Genomic DNA, 16252 nt, shown 5'->3' with positions numbered 1-16252 from the left:
TCAAGAAAACATCAAAGTGTAGTTACAGGATGGAATAAAAGCTATGAGCGCCGCTCATAGCTTGTAGAAATTAGTTTGTTGAAGGTAGTTCCATAATGCCGTCAATTTCTACTTGAACGCCTTTAGGAAGTGCACGAACGCCAATAGCAGCACGCGCAGGATAAGGTTGTTTAAAATATTGGCTCATGACTTCGTTCACAATAGCAAAGTTTGAAAGATCAGTAAGATAAATATTCACTTTTACTAAGTCTTGAATAGAACCGCCTGCTTCTTCACATACTGCGCTAATATTTTTAAATACTTGGTGTGTTTGCTCGCTAAAGTCTTCAGAAATAACGTCCATTGTTTCTGGGACAAGTGGAATTTGCCCTGATAAATATACAGCTGTACCCACTTTTACTGCTTGGCTATATGTGCCAATTGCTGCAGGAGCTTTATCCGTTGATATAAATGCTTTATTCATGATGTTCCTATTTTATTTTTTACGATAGACTTTTTGTACATCGGGCATAACACGTATACGGCGCATAATATTGGCGACATGAATACGGTTTTTAACTGTGATCCCTAAGTCTATCACGTATAAATTACTTTCTTTTTCATCGGTAGCTATTTCTACGATATTGGCCTGTGTAGTGGCGACCACATTAGTTAATTTAGCCAACGCACCTTGGTGGTTAATGATTTCTACTCTTAAAGCCGCAATGTATTCTTTTTCTGGATTATCATCCCATTTTACGACTAGGTATTTTGAACGATCATTTTCCCAGCCACGAATGTTCTTACACTCTTGGCGGTGAACTGTTAAACCTTTACCTTGGCTAACATGGGCAGTAATAGCGTCTCCAGGCACTGGACGACAACACTTAGAATAATTAACCAACATGCCTTCGGTACCAATAATGGTTGCTTTGGCACGCTTAGCAATGTCGTTTAAATCATCATTGTCATTTTGTAATAAGCGCTTAGCAATTAACATGCTCATTAAATTACCTGAACCAATTTCGACTAATAATTCTAAAGTAGAGGAAAGCTCATGCTCTTCGAGCACTCGTGTAATATTTTCAGCTGGGAGATTATCAAATTTGTTTTCACCCAGCGCTGAGTCAAGTAAGCGACGGCCGAGTAATAATGCCTCCTCATGCTGTTGACTCTTAAGGTAGTTGCGTACGCCTAATCGCGCTTTGCCAGTAACAATAAAGTTAAGCCATGTTGCGTTAGGGTGAGCGCCTGAACTGGTAATAATTTCTATTGTTTGCCCTGTATCAATGGCTTTACTTAAAGGGTAAGGCTTACGGTTAACACGCGCACCGACACAGGTATTACCTACATCAGTATGAACGGCATAAGCAAAATCGACCGCTGTTGCACCCATAGGAAGTTCAATAATCCGACCATCTGGGGTAAAGACATAAATTTCTTCTGGGAATAGCTCTGTTTTTACATTCTCTACAAATTCAAACGAGGAACCTGCGCTTTGTTGTAATTCCAATAAGCTTTGCATCCACTGGCGTGCGCGCTGTTGTGCAGTGTGGCCCGCATTGTCACCTGATTTTTTATACATCCAGTGAGCCGCAACCCCTTTATCAGCCATATGATCCATATCCAAAGTACGGATTTGAATTTCTACTGGAATACCATGCGGGCCAACTAAAGAAGTATGTAATGATTGGTAACCATTAGTTTTTGGTACAGCAATATAGTCTTTAAAGCGGGTTTCAATTGGCTTATATAAGTTATGAGCTACACCAAGTACGCGATAACAGGTATCCATAGAGTCTACTGCAATACGAAATGCGTAAATATCCATGACTTCGTTAAACAGCAGCTCTTTGTTGAGCATTTTTTTATAAATACTGTATAGATGCTTTTCACGGCCTGATACGGTCGCTTTTATGCCAGATTCTTCAAGGCGAGCTTCAATTTCAGTTTGAATATTTGAAATAACTTCTTTGCGATTACCACGCGCTTTAGCCACTTCCGATTTAAGTGCACGATGACGCATAGGGTACAGTGCTTGAAAACCTAAATCTTCTAGCTCATTTTTTATATCATGAATACCTAAGCGATTAGCAATTGGTGCATAAATCTCAAGGGTTTCACGAGCAATACGGCGGCGTTTATCAGGACGAAGTGCGCCTAATGTGCGCATGTTGTGTGTTCTATCAGCTAGCTTGATTAAAATAACCCGAATATCTTGGGTCATTGCCATAATCATTTTTCGATAGTTTTCAGCTTGGAACTCTTTTTTATCTTTGAAGCTCAATTTATCAAGCTTGCTCACACCCTCTACGAGTTCTGCCACCGTTTCACCAAATATTTCAGCTAAATCTTGTTGGCTAAAATCGGTATCTTCAATCACATCATGCATGAGTGCTGCCATGAGCGTTTCATGGTCAAGATGCATGCTTGCTAATATTTGAGTGACTTCAACGGGATGAGTAATGTAAGGCTCGCCACTTGAACGAGTTTGACCCTCATGAGCCTCTCGGGCTACCACGTAGGCTTTTTGAACTAGCTCAACATCGTCTGCTGGCAAGTATTTTGAGATTTTCTTTTTAAGACCTTCAAAAAGATACATTCACACTCCAATGTTCTCGTGAAGCAAATAAGTTAGGATAAGTTACGAATATACGATGAAAACTAAGGATTGCCAACGGCTATAGTTGAAAAACTATGCCGTTAGCTAAATCAGACCGGGCGGTTGATTATTGGTTGCCACCAACAATGGCAGCAACAGCAGCTAGTTCTGCCGCTTCTTGATGTTGTTGTTCTTCACGGTCAATAACATCCATTGAAGAATTATCAACTAAACCAAGTTCGATTTCACGTAAAGCAACAACTGTTGGCTTATCGTTCTCAGGATCTACTAGTGGATCTTTACCACCAACAGCAATTTGGCGGGCACGACGGGCCGCAACTAAAATTAAGTCAAAACGATTACCAATTGCATCTACTGCATCTTCAACTGTTACGCGAGCCATCTTAGCACTCCAAAATAATTTAAAAGCAAAGGCGTAGTTTACTGCACGCAGCAAGTTTCGCCAATAGCCAGTGGTTAATTTTTATCTATTTTAAGGCATGATCCGACAATTAATCGTAATTTAGATTACTTGAGCAGCTCATTAATTAAAGTTTGATGACGTGTTGTTTGTGCTTTTAGCGTTAATCGCTGTGCAATTACTATGGTTTCTAAATCGCGTAGAGCAGTATCAAAATCATCATTCACTACAACATAGTCGTATTCGTTGTAATGAGAGGTTTCTGATTGAGCTTGCGCCATTCGACCTGCAATAATTTCAGCAGAGTCTTGGCCGCGATTATTTAAACGTTGTTCTAGCTCTTGTTTTGATGGCGGTAAAATAAAGATAGTTTTTACGTCGTCCATTATTTCTCGAACTTGGCGAGCGCCTTGCCAGTCAATATCTAAAAATACATCAATGCCTGCGGCGAGTTGCTCTTCAATCGCTTGCTTAGAAGTACCATAATAGTTATCAAATACTTGTGCCCATTCAAAAAAATCATCTTTGGCAATCAGCGCTTTAAACTCATCAACTGATACAAAGTGATAATGTTCTGCATTATTTTCACCAGGGCGCGGTGCGCGAGTGGTGTGCGATACCGATACTTTCATATCAGCATGCTTTTTAAGTAGTGCATTTATTAAGCTAGATTTACCTGCCCCAGAAGGTGCCGATAGAATGAATAAGTTTCCGCGAGAGTGTGCCATGATTTTCTCTATCTAAAAATAAACAGGCTTGAGTTATAAATAACTCAAGCCTTTAATGACTACATTGTACTGTATTTCGCTAAGCTTACTCAAGTGAGTGGTAAAGCCAAAAAAGTTACTCGATATTTTGGATCTGCTCACGCATTTGCTCTATCAATACTTTTAGTTCAACTGCAGCATTGGTGATGTCGCTGTTGATTGATTTAGAAGCTAGGGTATTTGCTTCACGGTTAAACTCTTGCATCATAAAATCTAAACGACGACCACAAGCACCACCTTTACTCAAAATTTTACGTGTTTCTTTAACGTGCGATTTTAAACGATCAAGTTCTTCTGCTACATCTTGCTTTTGTGCAAGGTAAATCAGTTCTTGCTCAAGACGTGACTCATCAATATTTGTTGTTAAATCTTCAAGTTTTTGTATTAACTTTTCACGTTGCCATTTAGTAATTTCTGGCATGTGGGCTTCAACAATATCAACTTGCTCTAAAATGGCGGTTAATCGTGTAGTTATCATTTCTTCAAGGTTTGCACCTTCATCACCACGTGCCGATTTAAAGTCTTCAATTACTTGGTCAAGCCCAGTAATGAGCGCTGTATTTACACTATCCATATCAATTTCTTGCGCTTCCATCACGCCAGGCCAACGCAAAATGTCAACAGGATTAATATCACCATTGCTTTGTTGTTGTACCCACTTAGCACTATTAATTAGCTGCTCAGCAAGAGATTGATTAATTGATAATTCACCAACATGTGCAGGGTTTGCTACAAATTTTAAGAAAACTTCGACCTTACCACGCTGTAAGTGCTTACGCAGACGCTCGCGTATAACGGGCTCCATGCCACGAAATTGCTCTGGTGCACGAATAAAGGTTTCAAGATAACGTTGGTTCACTGAGCGAACTTCCCACGTGCCAGTGCCCCATTCGCCTTTTATTTCGCGACGCGCATAAGCTGTCATACTGTGGATCATGGATGTTTTCCTACATTTTTAAATACAATATTACGATTATTATACCGTAACACTGCCCAAGCTCTAAAGAAAATTTAACACTGCTGAGTGTTTTTTAAACACACTTTAATATAAATCAACATGGCATCTGTATTCACATCAACATATAATGTGGCAAATTCAGAATTAAGGGGATCGTCAATGCGTCCAAGCGAAAGAACACCTAATCAAATTAGACCGGTTACGTTTACACGTAACTACACTCTGCATGCTGAAGGTTCAGTATTGGTAGAGTTTGGCAACACTAAGGTACTTTGTACTGCGACAGTTGAGGCTGGCGTACCACGCTTTATGAAAGGCCAAGGTAAAGGTTGGGTAAACGCAGAATATGGCATGTTACCGCGCGCAACACACACACGTAATAGTCGTGAAGCAACGCGAGGTAAGCAGGGCGGTCGTACAATGGAAATTCAGCGTCTGATTGCTCGCTCTTTACGTGCAGCAATCGATCTAAAAGCACTCGGTGAAAACACAATTACTATTGATTGTGATGTAATCCAAGCTGATGGTGGTACACGTACAGCGTCTATCAGCGGTGCATGCGTTGCGCTAGTTGATGCACTAACGTATATGCGTGCAAAAGGGATGATTAACTCAAACCCACTTAAACATATGATCGCTGCTATTTCTGTTGGTATATATAAAGGCCAAGCGATTAGCGATTTAGAATACCTAGAAGATTCTGACGCTGAAACTGACATGAATGTAATTTTAACTGAAACCGGTAAAATTATTGAGGTACAAGGAACCGCTGAGGGTGAACCTTTCTCGTTTGACGAACTTGATGAGCTACTTACACTCGCTAAGCATTCAATTCGTGAAATTATTGATGTACAAAAGCAAGCACTAGCATAAATAGGTAACTGGCAATGAAAGAATATCAAAAAGAGTTTATTGAGTTTGCTTTAGAAAAGCAGGTATTAAAGTTTGGCGAGTTTACTTTAAAGTCTGGCCGTACTAGCCCTTACTTCTTTAATGCGGGTTTGTTTAATACAGGTCGTGACTTAGCGCGCTTAGGTCGCTTTTATGCAGCGGCACTTGAAGATGCAGCAATTGAATATGATGTACTATTTGGTCCTGCTTATAAAGGTATTCCAATTGCAACAACAACCGCAGTTGCGTTAGCTGATCATTATAATAAAGATGTACCTTATTGTTTTAACCGTAAAGAGAAAAAAGCACACGGTGAAGGTGGTAGCTTAGTTGGATCTGAGCTTAAAGGTAAGATCATGTTAGTTGATGATGTGATCACCGCCGGTACAGCTATTCGCGAGTCAATGGAAATTATTGCGGATAATGGCGCAGATTTAAGTGGTGTTTTAATTGCACTTGATCGTCAAGAAAAAGGTAAAGCAGAGCTTTCTGCTATACAAGAAGTAGAACGTGACTTTAATACTCAAGTTACTTCAATCGTTAAATTGGCTGATTTAATTAGTTACCTAGAGCTCCAAGGAACTATGGATGAGCATTTAGCCGCGGTAAAAGCTTACCGGGATCAATACGGTGTAGCATAAATAGTAGCCTCGCAAATGCGGGGCTTTATTTTGCCTAAAATAGAGCAATAGTAACTCCTACTTATATTAAGGCTTTGCTAATACATATACATAAAAGCCACCTTCAGGTAGGCACTATTAATAGCCGTGATTTTATTAATACTGTGGTATAGCTCTTATCGACTTCAATTCTCTGTAGTAACATTAACAGTATGCTAGCTGCAGCGTATTATTTTGCGAGCTTTGTCATATATAGGATCGATTCGGGTAGATTATTGCTAGTGATCATTATGATCATCTTAGTTGCGAGTGTTTTAATAGAGCTTATTCAAGTAGATATAACGGTTAAAAGCTTAAGTTACGTGTTTATTGTTAATAAATTGATAGTTATGTTGTGTTTTTAGCACCTATCGTTCAAATATCCAACGAACAGTCATTTATTTCAAGTTTTCTTCAAAAAAGGGTTGATCTGTTTTCGGATCTCCCTATAATGCGACCCCACTGAGACGGGGAACGCCAACGCATAGCGAGGCACGAGCTACTCAGTGAGTCGAGTAAAACTTAGTTTCGAAAAATTTCAAGTTTAACAAAATTAAGTGTTGACAAAAAAATAGGAAAGCGTAATATGCGCAGCCCTAGCGAGATAAAGTTTAACGCTTTAATCGCAACGTTCTTTAACAATATAAAGCAATCATCTGTGTGGGCACTCGTACAGATTGAGTTCTAACAGCCAAGCTACTTAGGTAGTGAGGCAAACAAATTTAGAGTCTCAATTTAAACTGAGTGACCAACAGCAATAACTACTTCGGTAGGAATTGCAGCACAGTCAATTCAATATCGAAAGATATTAAATAAATTCAGAATTCATTGAGCTGTCGAAAGACAAAAAACTTTTTAATTGAAGAGTTTGATCATGGCTCAGATTGAACGCTGGCGGCAGGCCTAACACATGCAAGTCGAGCGGTAACAGAGAGTAGCTTGCTACTTTGCTGACGAGCGGCGGACGGGTGAGTAATGCTTGGGAACATGCCTTGAGGTGGGGGACAACAGTTGGAAACGACTGCTAATACCGCATAATGTCTACGGACCAAAGGGGGCTTCGGCTCTCGCCTTTAGATTGGCCCAAGTGGGATTAGCTAGTTGGTGAGGTAATGGCTCACCAAGGCGACGATCCCTAGCTGGTTTGAGAGGATGATCAGCCACACTGGGACTGAGACACGGCCCAGACTCCTACGGGAGGCAGCAGTGGGGAATATTGCACAATGGGCGCAAGCCTGATGCAGCCATGCCGCGTGTGTGAAGAAGGCCTTCGGGTTGTAAAGCACTTTCAGTCAGGAGGAAAGGTTAGTAGTTAATACCTGCTAGCTGTGACGTTACTGACAGAAGAAGCACCGGCTAACTCCGTGCCAGCAGCCGCGGTAATACGGAGGGTGCGAGCGTTAATCGGAATTACTGGGCGTAAAGCGTACGCAGGCGGTTTGTTAAGCGAGATGTGAAAGCCCCGGGCTCAACCTGGGAACTGCATTTCGAACTGGCAAACTAGAGTGTGATAGAGGGTGGTAGAATTTCAGGTGTAGCGGTGAAATGCGTAGAGATCTGAAGGAATACCGATGGCGAAGGCAGCCACCTGGGTCAACACTGACGCTCATGTACGAAAGCGTGGGGAGCAAACAGGATTAGATACCCTGGTAGTCCACGCCGTAAACGATGTCTACTAGAAGCTCGGAGCCTCGGTTCTGTTTTTCAAAGCTAACGCATTAAGTAGACCGCCTGGGGAGTACGGCCGCAAGGTTAAAACTCAAATGAATTGACGGGGGCCCGCACAAGCGGTGGAGCATGTGGTTTAATTCGATGCAACGCGAAGAACCTTACCTACACTTGACATACAGAGAACTTACCAGAGATGGTTTGGTGCCTTCGGGAACTCTGATACAGGTGCTGCATGGCTGTCGTCAGCTCGTGTTGTGAGATGTTGGGTTAAGTCCCGCAACGAGCGCAACCCCTATCCTTAGTTGCTAGCAGGTAATGCTGAGAACTCTAAGGAGACTGCCGGTGATAAACCGGAGGAAGGTGGGGACGACGTCAAGTCATCATGGCCCTTACGTGTAGGGCTACACACGTGCTACAATGGCGCATACAGAGTGCTGCGAACTCGCGAGAGTAAGCGAATCACTTAAAGTGCGTCGTAGTCCGGATTGGAGTCTGCAACTCGACTCCATGAAGTCGGAATCGCTAGTAATCGCGTATCAGAATGACGCGGTGAATACGTTCCCGGGCCTTGTACACACCGCCCGTCACACCATGGGAGTGGGTTGCTCCAGAAGTAGATAGTCTAACCCTCGGGAGGACGTTTACCACGGAGTGATTCATGACTGGGGTGAAGTCGTAACAAGGTAGCCCTAGGGGAACCTGGGGCTGGATCACCTCCTTATACGATTTAGAACTTATTTGTTCGTAGTGTCCACACAGATGATTGTTAGTTAGTTTTACCCTTTGGGTTAACTAATTAATATGCTCTTTAAAAATTTGGAAAAGCTGATAATAAAATTCGTATGAATAACATTGTTATTTGTACAGAGTTTTCAAAAGTAAAAAAGAATGATAGCAGTATCATTCAGTGCCATTTAATGAACGTTTTACGTTTGTTGATTGGTATCTACTTTAGTATTCAATATTAACTTCTGGCGAAGTTAAACTGTCACGAAACAAAGACCCGTTTGGGTTGTATGGTTAAGTGACTAAGCGTACACGGTGGATGCCTTGGCAGTTGGAGGCGATGAAGGACGTATTAACTTGCGATAAGCCTAGTCAAGCTAGTAAAAAGCACTTGAGACTAGGATTTCCGAATGGGGAAACCCACCTGCTTGCAGGTATCGTTAACTGAATACATAGGTTAACGAGGCGAACGCGGAGAACTGAAACATCTAAGTACCCGTAGGAAAAGAAATCAACCGAGATTCCGATAGTAGCGGCGAGCGAAATCGGAACAGCCCTTAAGCTTATTATGTGTTAATGGAAGGCTCTGGAAAGTGCCACGATACAGGGTGATAGTCCCGTACATGAAAACGCATTTTAAGTGAAATCGAGTAGGTCGGAGCACGTGAAACTTTGACTGAATATAGGTGGACCATCATCTAAGGCTAAATACTCCCAACTGACCGATAGTGAACCAGTACCGTGAGGGAAAGGCGAAAAGAACCCCTGTGAGGGGAGTGAAATAGAACCTGAAACCGTGTACGTACAAGCAGTAGGAGCCCCTCGAGGGTGACTGCGTACCTTTTGTATAATGGGTCAGCGACTTATATTTTGTAGCGAGGTTAACCGATTAGGGTAGCCGTAGGGAAACCGAGTCTTAACTGGGCGAATAGTTGCAAGGTATAGACCCGAAACCCGGTGATCTAGCCATGGGCAGGTTGAAGGTTGAGTAACATCAACTGGAGGACCGAACCCACTAACGTTGAAAAGTTAGGGGATGACCTGTGGTTAGGAGTGAAAGGCTAATCAAACCGGGAGATAGCTGGTTCTCCCCGAAATCTATTTAGGTAGAGCCTCGGACGAATACTTACGGGGGTAGAGCACTGTTAAGGCTAGGGGGTCATCCCGACTTACCAACCCTTTGCAAACTCCGAATACCGTAAAGTAATATCCGGGAGACACACGGCGGGTGCTAACGTCCGTCGTGAAGAGGGAAACAACCCAGACCGCCAGCTAAGGTCCCAAAGTCATAGTTAAGTGGGAAACGATGTGGAAAGGCCCAGACAGCCAGGAGGTTGGCTTAGAAGCAGCCATCCTTTAAAGAAAGCGTAATAGCTCACTGGTCGAGTCGGTCTGCGCGGAAGATGTAACGGGGCTAAACTATGCACCGAAGCTGCGGATTCAGAATTTATTCTGAGTGGTAGGGGAGCGTTCTGTAAGCGGTTGAAGGTGTACCGGGAGGTATGCTGGACGTATCAGAAGTGCGAATGCTGACATGAGTAACGATAATGCGGGTGAAAAACCCGCACGCCGGAAGACCAAGGGTTCCTATCCCATGTTAATCAGGGTAGGGTAAGTCGACCCCTAAGGCGAGGCCGAAAGGCGTAGTCGATGGGAAACGGATTAATATTTCCGTACTTGGTATAATTGCGATGGGGGGACGGAGCAGGCTAAGCAAGCATGGCGATGGTAGTCCATGTGAAAGTGTGTAGGCTAGCGACTTAGGTAAATCCGGGTTGCTGTTAGGCTGAGACACGAGACGAGTCACCACGGTGATGAAGTTGCTGATGCCATACTTCCAGGAAAAGCCTCTAAGCTTCAGATTATACCGAATCGTACCCCAAACCGACACAGGTGGTCAGGTAGAGAATACTAAGGCGCTTGAGAGAACTCGGGTGAAGGAACTAGGCAAAATCGTACCGTAACTTCGGGAGAAGGTACGCTCCGATTGGTGATGAGACTTGCTCTCTAAGCTGATTGGAGCCGCAGTGACCAGGTGGCTGGGACTGTTTATTAAAAACACAGCACTGTGCAAAATCGCAAGATGACGTATACGGTGTGACACCTGCCCGGTGCCGGAAGGTTAATTGATGGGGTTATCTTCGGAGAAGCTCTTGATCGAAGCCCCGGTAAACGGCGGCCGTAACTATAACGGTCCTAAGGTAGCGAAATTCCTTGTCGGGTAAGTTCCGACCTGCACGAATGGTGTAACCATGGCCACGCTGTCTCCACCCGAGACTCAGTGAAATTGAAATCGCAGTGAAGATGCTGTGTACCCGCGGCTAGACGGAAAGACCCCGTGAACCTTTACTACAGCTTGGCACTGAACATTGAACCTACATGTGTAGGATAGGTGGGAGACTTTGAAGCAGAGACGCTAGTTTTTGTGGAGTCGTCCTTGAAATACCACCCTTGTAGTTTTGATGTTCTAACGTTGGCCCCTGAATCGGGGTTACGGACAGTGCCTGGTGGGTAGTTTGACTGGGGCGGTCTCCTCCCAAAGAGTAACGGAGGAGCACGAAGGTTGGCTAAGTACGGTCGGACATCGTACGGTTAGTGTAATGGTAGAAGCCAGCTTAACTGCGAGACAGACACGTCGAGCAGGTACGAAAGTAGGTCATAGTGATCCGGTGGTTCTGAATGGAAGGGCCATCGCTCAACGGATAAAAGGTACTCCGGGGATAACAGGCTGATACCGCCCAAGAGTTCATATCGACGGCGGTGTTTGGCACCTCGATGTCGGCTCATCACATCCTGGGGCTGAAGTCGGTCCCAAGGGTATGGCTGTTCGCCATTTAAAGTGGTACGCGAGCTGGGTTTAGAACGTCGTGAGACAGTTCGGTCCCTATCTGCCGTGGGCGTTTGAGAATTGAGAGGGGTTGCTCCTAGTACGAGAGGACCGGAGTGAACGAACCGCTGGTGTTCGGGTTGTCATGCCAATGGCATTGCCCGGTAGCTACGTTCGGAACTGATAAGCGCTGAAAGCATCTAAGCGCGAAGCAGGCCTCGAGATGAGTTCTCACTAGACTTTTAAAGTCTCTGAAGGGCCGTTGAAGACTACAACGTTGATAGGCAAGATGTGGAAGTGGTGTGAGCCATTAAGCTAACTTGTACTAATTACCCGTGAGGCTTAACCATACAACGCCAAACGCGTTTTATGTGATAGTGAAACAAGCGAAGAAGTTAATAGACTAAAGTAGATTACTGAAAACTTTTATTATCAGAATTCCAAATTTTAGTTAGTGCGTAGTAATACGGACTGACAACCAAATTTGCTTGGTGACAATAGCGTTTTGGACCCACCTGACCCCATGCCGAACTCAGTAGTGAAACGAAACAGCGCCGATGATAGTGTAGCATTTGTTATGTGAAAGTAGGTCATTACCAGGCTCCAAATTTAGTCGAAAGACTTTAAATTTAAAAATTAATAATAAGAAAATTGAAAAGAATTTTCTTGGTGACAATAGCGTTTTGGACCCACCTGAACCCATGCCGAACTCAGTAGTGAAACGAAACAGCGCCGATGATAGTGTAGCATTTGTTATGTGAAAGTAGGTCATTCTACTGCGTTGTCGCTACGAAGTAGCGCACCGACTCCAAATAGAAGAAAGCCCGATTCGAAAGAGTCGGGCTTTTTTACGTCTTCAGGAAAGTGAAAAATAAAGGCAAAAGGTTAAAGGCATTAGGTCAAAAGCAAAAGAATAACAGCGTAAAGTCACCTCCATGCCTTTATTATGACTCTCCAGGCTGTTCTGCCACAACATTCTAGGGCATTGTCGCTACGAATATTACTTGAAAAAAAGCCAATGAGCCCAAAGTCTACTTAATCAACACTTATTTTAATAGAGCCCCTCATGTCGTTATTATCTTCATCTTCCAATGTTAAGCAATTCGTATATTTAGCGCAGCAAATAAGAGAGCATGAGGGTAGTGCTGCAAAAGCCAGTGGCTGTGATTTATATAACCTAATGGAACGAGCTGGGCATACCGTTTTTTTAAACTGGAAATCATTTAATGCACAGCAAACGTTAGTCCTAGTAGGGAGTGGCAATAACGCTGGAGATGGCTATATTGCGGCTAGCCTTATTAAGCAAGCAGATAGACATGTAGTGGTATGTGCCGTTGATGAAAACAAAGAATTAACTGGCGATGCTGCAAAAGCACAAAAGCAATGGATTGATGCCGGTGGTGAAATTTGTAACTTTAGCGCAGATGCACTTGATGATTGTGATGTAATAATTGATGCATTACTCGGGACTGGTCTTAAAAATACGGTACGCGATAATGTTGCTACTATTATTAAAGCGGTGAATGAAAGCACTAAACCAATACTGAGCATTGATGTGCCATCAGGTATAAATGCTGATACTGGCCAACCTTTAGGCAATGCAATTAAAGCGACTAAAACAATTACTTTTGTAGGAGTAAAGCAAGGTCTAACAACAGCTGCGGGTAAAGAGTATGTTGGTGAACTTATCTTTGATGACTTGGCTGTTGGCGAGCCATTTTTAGAATTAGCGAGCCCATCAGGTGAGCTTATTAATATCAACAGTTTTAAGGGCTTAGGCCCTCGAGCTCTTAATAGTCATAAAGGTAGTTATGGAAAATTATTGTGTATTGGTGGGAATCAAGGAACGGCAGGTGCTATCAGGTTAACAAGCGAGGCAGCGCTTAGATCTGGTACTGGAATGGTCAGAGTGTATACCCATGAAAGCTCAATTATGCCAGTCAGTTTTGGCCGACCAGAGCTAATGGTAAGCAGTAACAACTTACAACACGCATTGGAGTGGGCGAGCTGTGCAGTTATTGGCCCAGGCCTTGGACAAGACGAATGGGCACAAAATACCTTTAATCAAGTCATTGAGTATTGTACCAGTAATAATATGCCCTTAGTTATAGATGCCGATGCACTTAATTTACTGGCTAAACAAGCTTTACCGATAATTCCCACGCGATGTTTACTTACACCTCACCCAGGCGAAGCCTCTCGATTATTAAAGGTGACGACTGGGGAGATAGAGTCTGATCGGTTCAGCTATGTTCAACAATGTGCTAAACATTACTCAGCAGTTTGTGTTTTAAAAGGCGCTGGTACTTTAATAGCCGATGGTAAGCATGCTTGGATTTGTGAAGAGGGAGGCCCTGCACTTGCCGTTGGCGGTAGCGGTGATGTTCTTACTGGCATTATAGGGGCATTACTTGCTCAAGGATTAGACCAAGCAGATGCGGCTTGCTATGGTGTTACACTGCATGCCAAAGCGGGTGATATTGCCAAACAAAAAAATGGAGAGCGAGGCATGCTGCCCAGCGATCTGTTTTGTATAGTAAGGCGGTTAATTAATAATATAAAATAATAAGTTAGCCAAAGGATTTAGCTATTTATACATAATAGATAAAAGCATTTATATTAATTTGTTCTTTTTTTGATAAATCCATTAACCTTCTTATACTTAGTTAGCGCTGTTTGAGTGTAACTGAGGTTAAAGATGTTAATACAGAAAAAAATGTATGCAGGAAGCTTATTACTTATCGTTTTTTCTTTGCTTGTTTTAACCGTAATAATGCAATGGATAATAACGCCAATTATAAAAAATGAAGCTATTTCTGCCGCTAAGTTACAGGCTAAAGTAATAGGTGAATCATTTGCTAAGGATTTAGGAAAAAGTGCAGCATTAACTAAAAGCTTATCTGTTGTTGCTCAAACACTTCCCCTTGATAAAGATCAATTTATTAAAAATTTAGCACCGTTAATCGCTAGTGGTTCAGGCATTGCCGGTGGTGGAATATGGCCAGAGCCAAATATGTTAGATGCATCAGCACAAAGGGCATCTTTGTTTTGGGCTAAGAGCGATAATGGTCAATACACTCTATTAGATGACTACAACCAAGCTGATAGCAGTCCATATCAACAAGAAAGCTGGTATACAAGTGCTGCTAATGCTCAATCAGGCGTATGTGTTTGGTCTGAGGCATATGTTGATGCAGTTTCTAATGTACCCATGGTAACTTGTTCCGTTAAAATTGAGCGTAATAATCGGTTTTGGGGGGTCGCTACTTTAGATATAGAGCTTTCTCATATAGAGAAGTCACTACTTGCTGAAAACCAAGCAACCGGTACCTACAGCTTTATTATTGATAGTGCGCAGCAGTTTGTTTCCATTCCGGCATTTAGAGATACGAATTTAGCTATGCTAAATTTTTCACAAGCTGTAAGTAAAGATAGCTCTTTACAGCCTTTAGTTAATGCCTTGAAAAATGATGATAGATCCGTAGCTGAGTTTAGTTCAGGTGTTATAAAGGGGGACAGCTCAATTCTAGTAACATTTTCACTGCCGGAGCAAAAGTGGCGCTCTGGCGTGATAATTCCAACAGCGATTGCAAAAAAAGCAGCTAATACGCTGACATATTATTTGTATGGCTCATTCATTTTACTCATTGTTATATTTATATCGACATTATTAGTCTTTGGTAAGCGATTAGTTGAGCAAATAGAGCAGACTTCGGCGCAAGTTAGATCATTAATACAAGGGCAAACAGATTCTAAATTACCGATATCAGGGGATGATGAAATGAGTCATCTTTGCGAAGCAATTAATGATTACGGTGATCATCTTATTAAAATTCTTGAGCTAATTAAAGAAGAGGCGACCTCAGTAAAAAACAATGCTGAATCTATAGATAATTTGAGTAACAATAGCCAGCAACGCGCGAATGAACTAATGCAAGAAAATGAACTGTTAGCCGCAGCTATTAATGAAATGTCGATAGCAGCTTCATCGGCCTCTGAAGATATTGGTGGCGTTGCAGATATCACCGCTAAGTCATCAGATCTTGTAAACTCTGGATTTAATGTTATTGAGCAAAACGCAGAATCTATCCAGTTGTTGTTTAATAAACTAACTGAGTCGTCAAATGCAATATCACAAATCTCTGACGACTCACAGCAGGTTGGTTCGGTTTTAGATGTGATTATGAATATCTCTGAGCAAACTAATTTACTTGCGCTTAATGCTGCTATTGAAGCTGCTCGTGCTGGTGATTCTGGTAGGGGTTTTGCGGTCGTTGCTGATGAAGTTAGAACACTTGCACAAAGAACGCAACAATCAGCTGCTGAAATTGAAACCATGATAAGTCAATTACAACAAGCGGCTGCAAAAGGAGTCAGTGTTATTCAAGAATGCCGGGAGTTCTCAGAAGTGGTAAATGATCGTTCAAATACAACACGCACACAATATGAAAATATAGTTGATGCATTTAACGACATTAAAGGGCGTTCAGCGAGTATTGCCGTAGCCACTGAAGAGCAAGCTCAAGTAACCGTCAATGTTAAAAAACTAGCTGAACGGATCAGAGAAATATCAGGGCAAAATGCCGCCGATGCAGAAGACTTTAGAGACGTGAGTAAAGCCTCTAATAGCCAAGCACAAAGGCTATACGATATTAGCCAGCAGTAACTCAATAAAAAGATCCAAGCCTGCTTATATATTTTATATAAATTGGTTTATTAATTTAAAATTGGAGGGTTTAAAAGTTTATTGA

General features: G+C 42.5%; 9 protein-coding genes and 4 rRNA genes. 8 read left to right on the top strand and 5 right to left on the bottom strand.

Annotated elements, in window-relative coordinates; genetic code table 11:
* Nucleotides 1-70: 70 nt before the first annotated feature.
* The 5 genes from AC0L7Q_RS14365 to AC0L7Q_RS14345 form a co-directional block, all read right to left on the bottom strand.
* Complete coding sequence (locus AC0L7Q_RS14365; protein WP_010392969.1) at nucleotides 71-463, bottom strand: RidA family protein; 393 nt, start codon at nucleotides 461-463, stop codon at nucleotides 71-73.
* A gap of 12 nt (nucleotides 464-475) precedes the next feature.
* The gene (spoT, locus tag AC0L7Q_RS14360) at nucleotides 476-2581 is read right to left on the bottom strand and encodes a bifunctional GTP diphosphokinase/guanosine-3',5'-bis pyrophosphate 3'-pyrophosphohydrolase (RefSeq protein ID WP_010392967.1); all 2106 of its coding nucleotides are present in this window, start codon (nucleotides 2579-2581) and stop codon (nucleotides 476-478) included.
* Nucleotides 2582-2708: 127 nt separating this feature from the next.
* A complete protein-coding gene (gene rpoZ / locus AC0L7Q_RS14355) occupies nucleotides 2709-2984 on the bottom strand; it encodes a DNA-directed RNA polymerase subunit omega (protein WP_008108220.1) in 276 nt (91 codons plus the stop codon).
* 125 nt (nucleotides 2985-3109) lie between these two features.
* A complete protein-coding gene (gmk, locus tag AC0L7Q_RS14350; RefSeq protein WP_054202954.1) occupies nucleotides 3110-3730 on the bottom strand; it encodes a guanylate kinase in 621 nt (206 codons plus the stop codon).
* 115 nt (nucleotides 3731-3845) lie between these two features.
* Nucleotides 3846-4706 (bottom strand): YicC/YloC family endoribonuclease, encoded by an 861-nt coding sequence (locus AC0L7Q_RS14345; RefSeq protein WP_008464069.1) that lies wholly within the window; start codon nucleotides 4704-4706, stop codon nucleotides 3846-3848.
* A gap of 180 nt (nucleotides 4707-4886) precedes the next feature.
* On the opposite strand from AC0L7Q_RS14345, the gene rph reads away from it, so the two are divergent.
* From rph to AC0L7Q_RS14305, 8 genes are all read left to right on the top strand, one after another.
* Nucleotides 4887-5600, top strand: a complete 714-nt coding sequence (gene rph, locus AC0L7Q_RS14340; RefSeq protein ID WP_008111261.1) for a ribonuclease PH — start codon at nucleotides 4887-4889, stop codon at nucleotides 5598-5600.
* Nucleotides 5601-5614: 14 nt separating this feature from the next.
* Entirely contained in the window at nucleotides 5615-6259 is a 645-nt protein-coding gene (gene pyrE, locus AC0L7Q_RS14335) for an orotate phosphoribosyltransferase (RefSeq protein ID WP_054202965.1), read from the top strand.
* A gap of 874 nt (nucleotides 6260-7133) precedes the next feature.
* A 16S ribosomal RNA gene (locus AC0L7Q_RS14330) occupies nucleotides 7134-8669 on the top strand.
* Nucleotides 8670-8966: 297 nt separating this feature from the next.
* Nucleotides 8967-11851 (top strand): 23S ribosomal RNA (locus tag AC0L7Q_RS14325).
* Nucleotides 11852-11988: 137 nt separating this feature from the next.
* A 5S ribosomal RNA gene (gene rrf, locus AC0L7Q_RS14320) occupies nucleotides 11989-12103 on the top strand.
* A 65-nt stretch (nucleotides 12104-12168) separates the two neighbouring features.
* Nucleotides 12169-12281 (top strand): 5S ribosomal RNA (gene rrf, locus AC0L7Q_RS14315).
* The 16S, 23S and 5S rRNA genes sit together here, the layout of an rRNA operon.
* Nucleotides 12282-12567: 286 nt before the next feature.
* A complete protein-coding gene (locus AC0L7Q_RS14310; RefSeq protein WP_413400887.1) occupies nucleotides 12568-14067 on the top strand; it encodes an NAD(P)H-hydrate dehydratase in 1500 nt (499 codons plus the stop codon).
* A gap of 132 nt (nucleotides 14068-14199) precedes the next feature.
* The gene (locus AC0L7Q_RS14305) at nucleotides 14200-16167 is read left to right on the top strand and encodes a methyl-accepting chemotaxis protein (protein ID WP_409424051.1); all 1968 of its coding nucleotides are present in this window, start codon (nucleotides 14200-14202) and stop codon (nucleotides 16165-16167) included.
* The last annotated feature ends 85 nt before the right edge of the window (nucleotides 16168-16252 follow it).

The organism is Pseudoalteromonas sp. KJ63-1, from assembly GCF_055808145.1.
The sequence above is the reverse complement of the archived record's forward strand: the minus strand, read 5'-3'. Positions and strand labels throughout refer to the sequence as shown.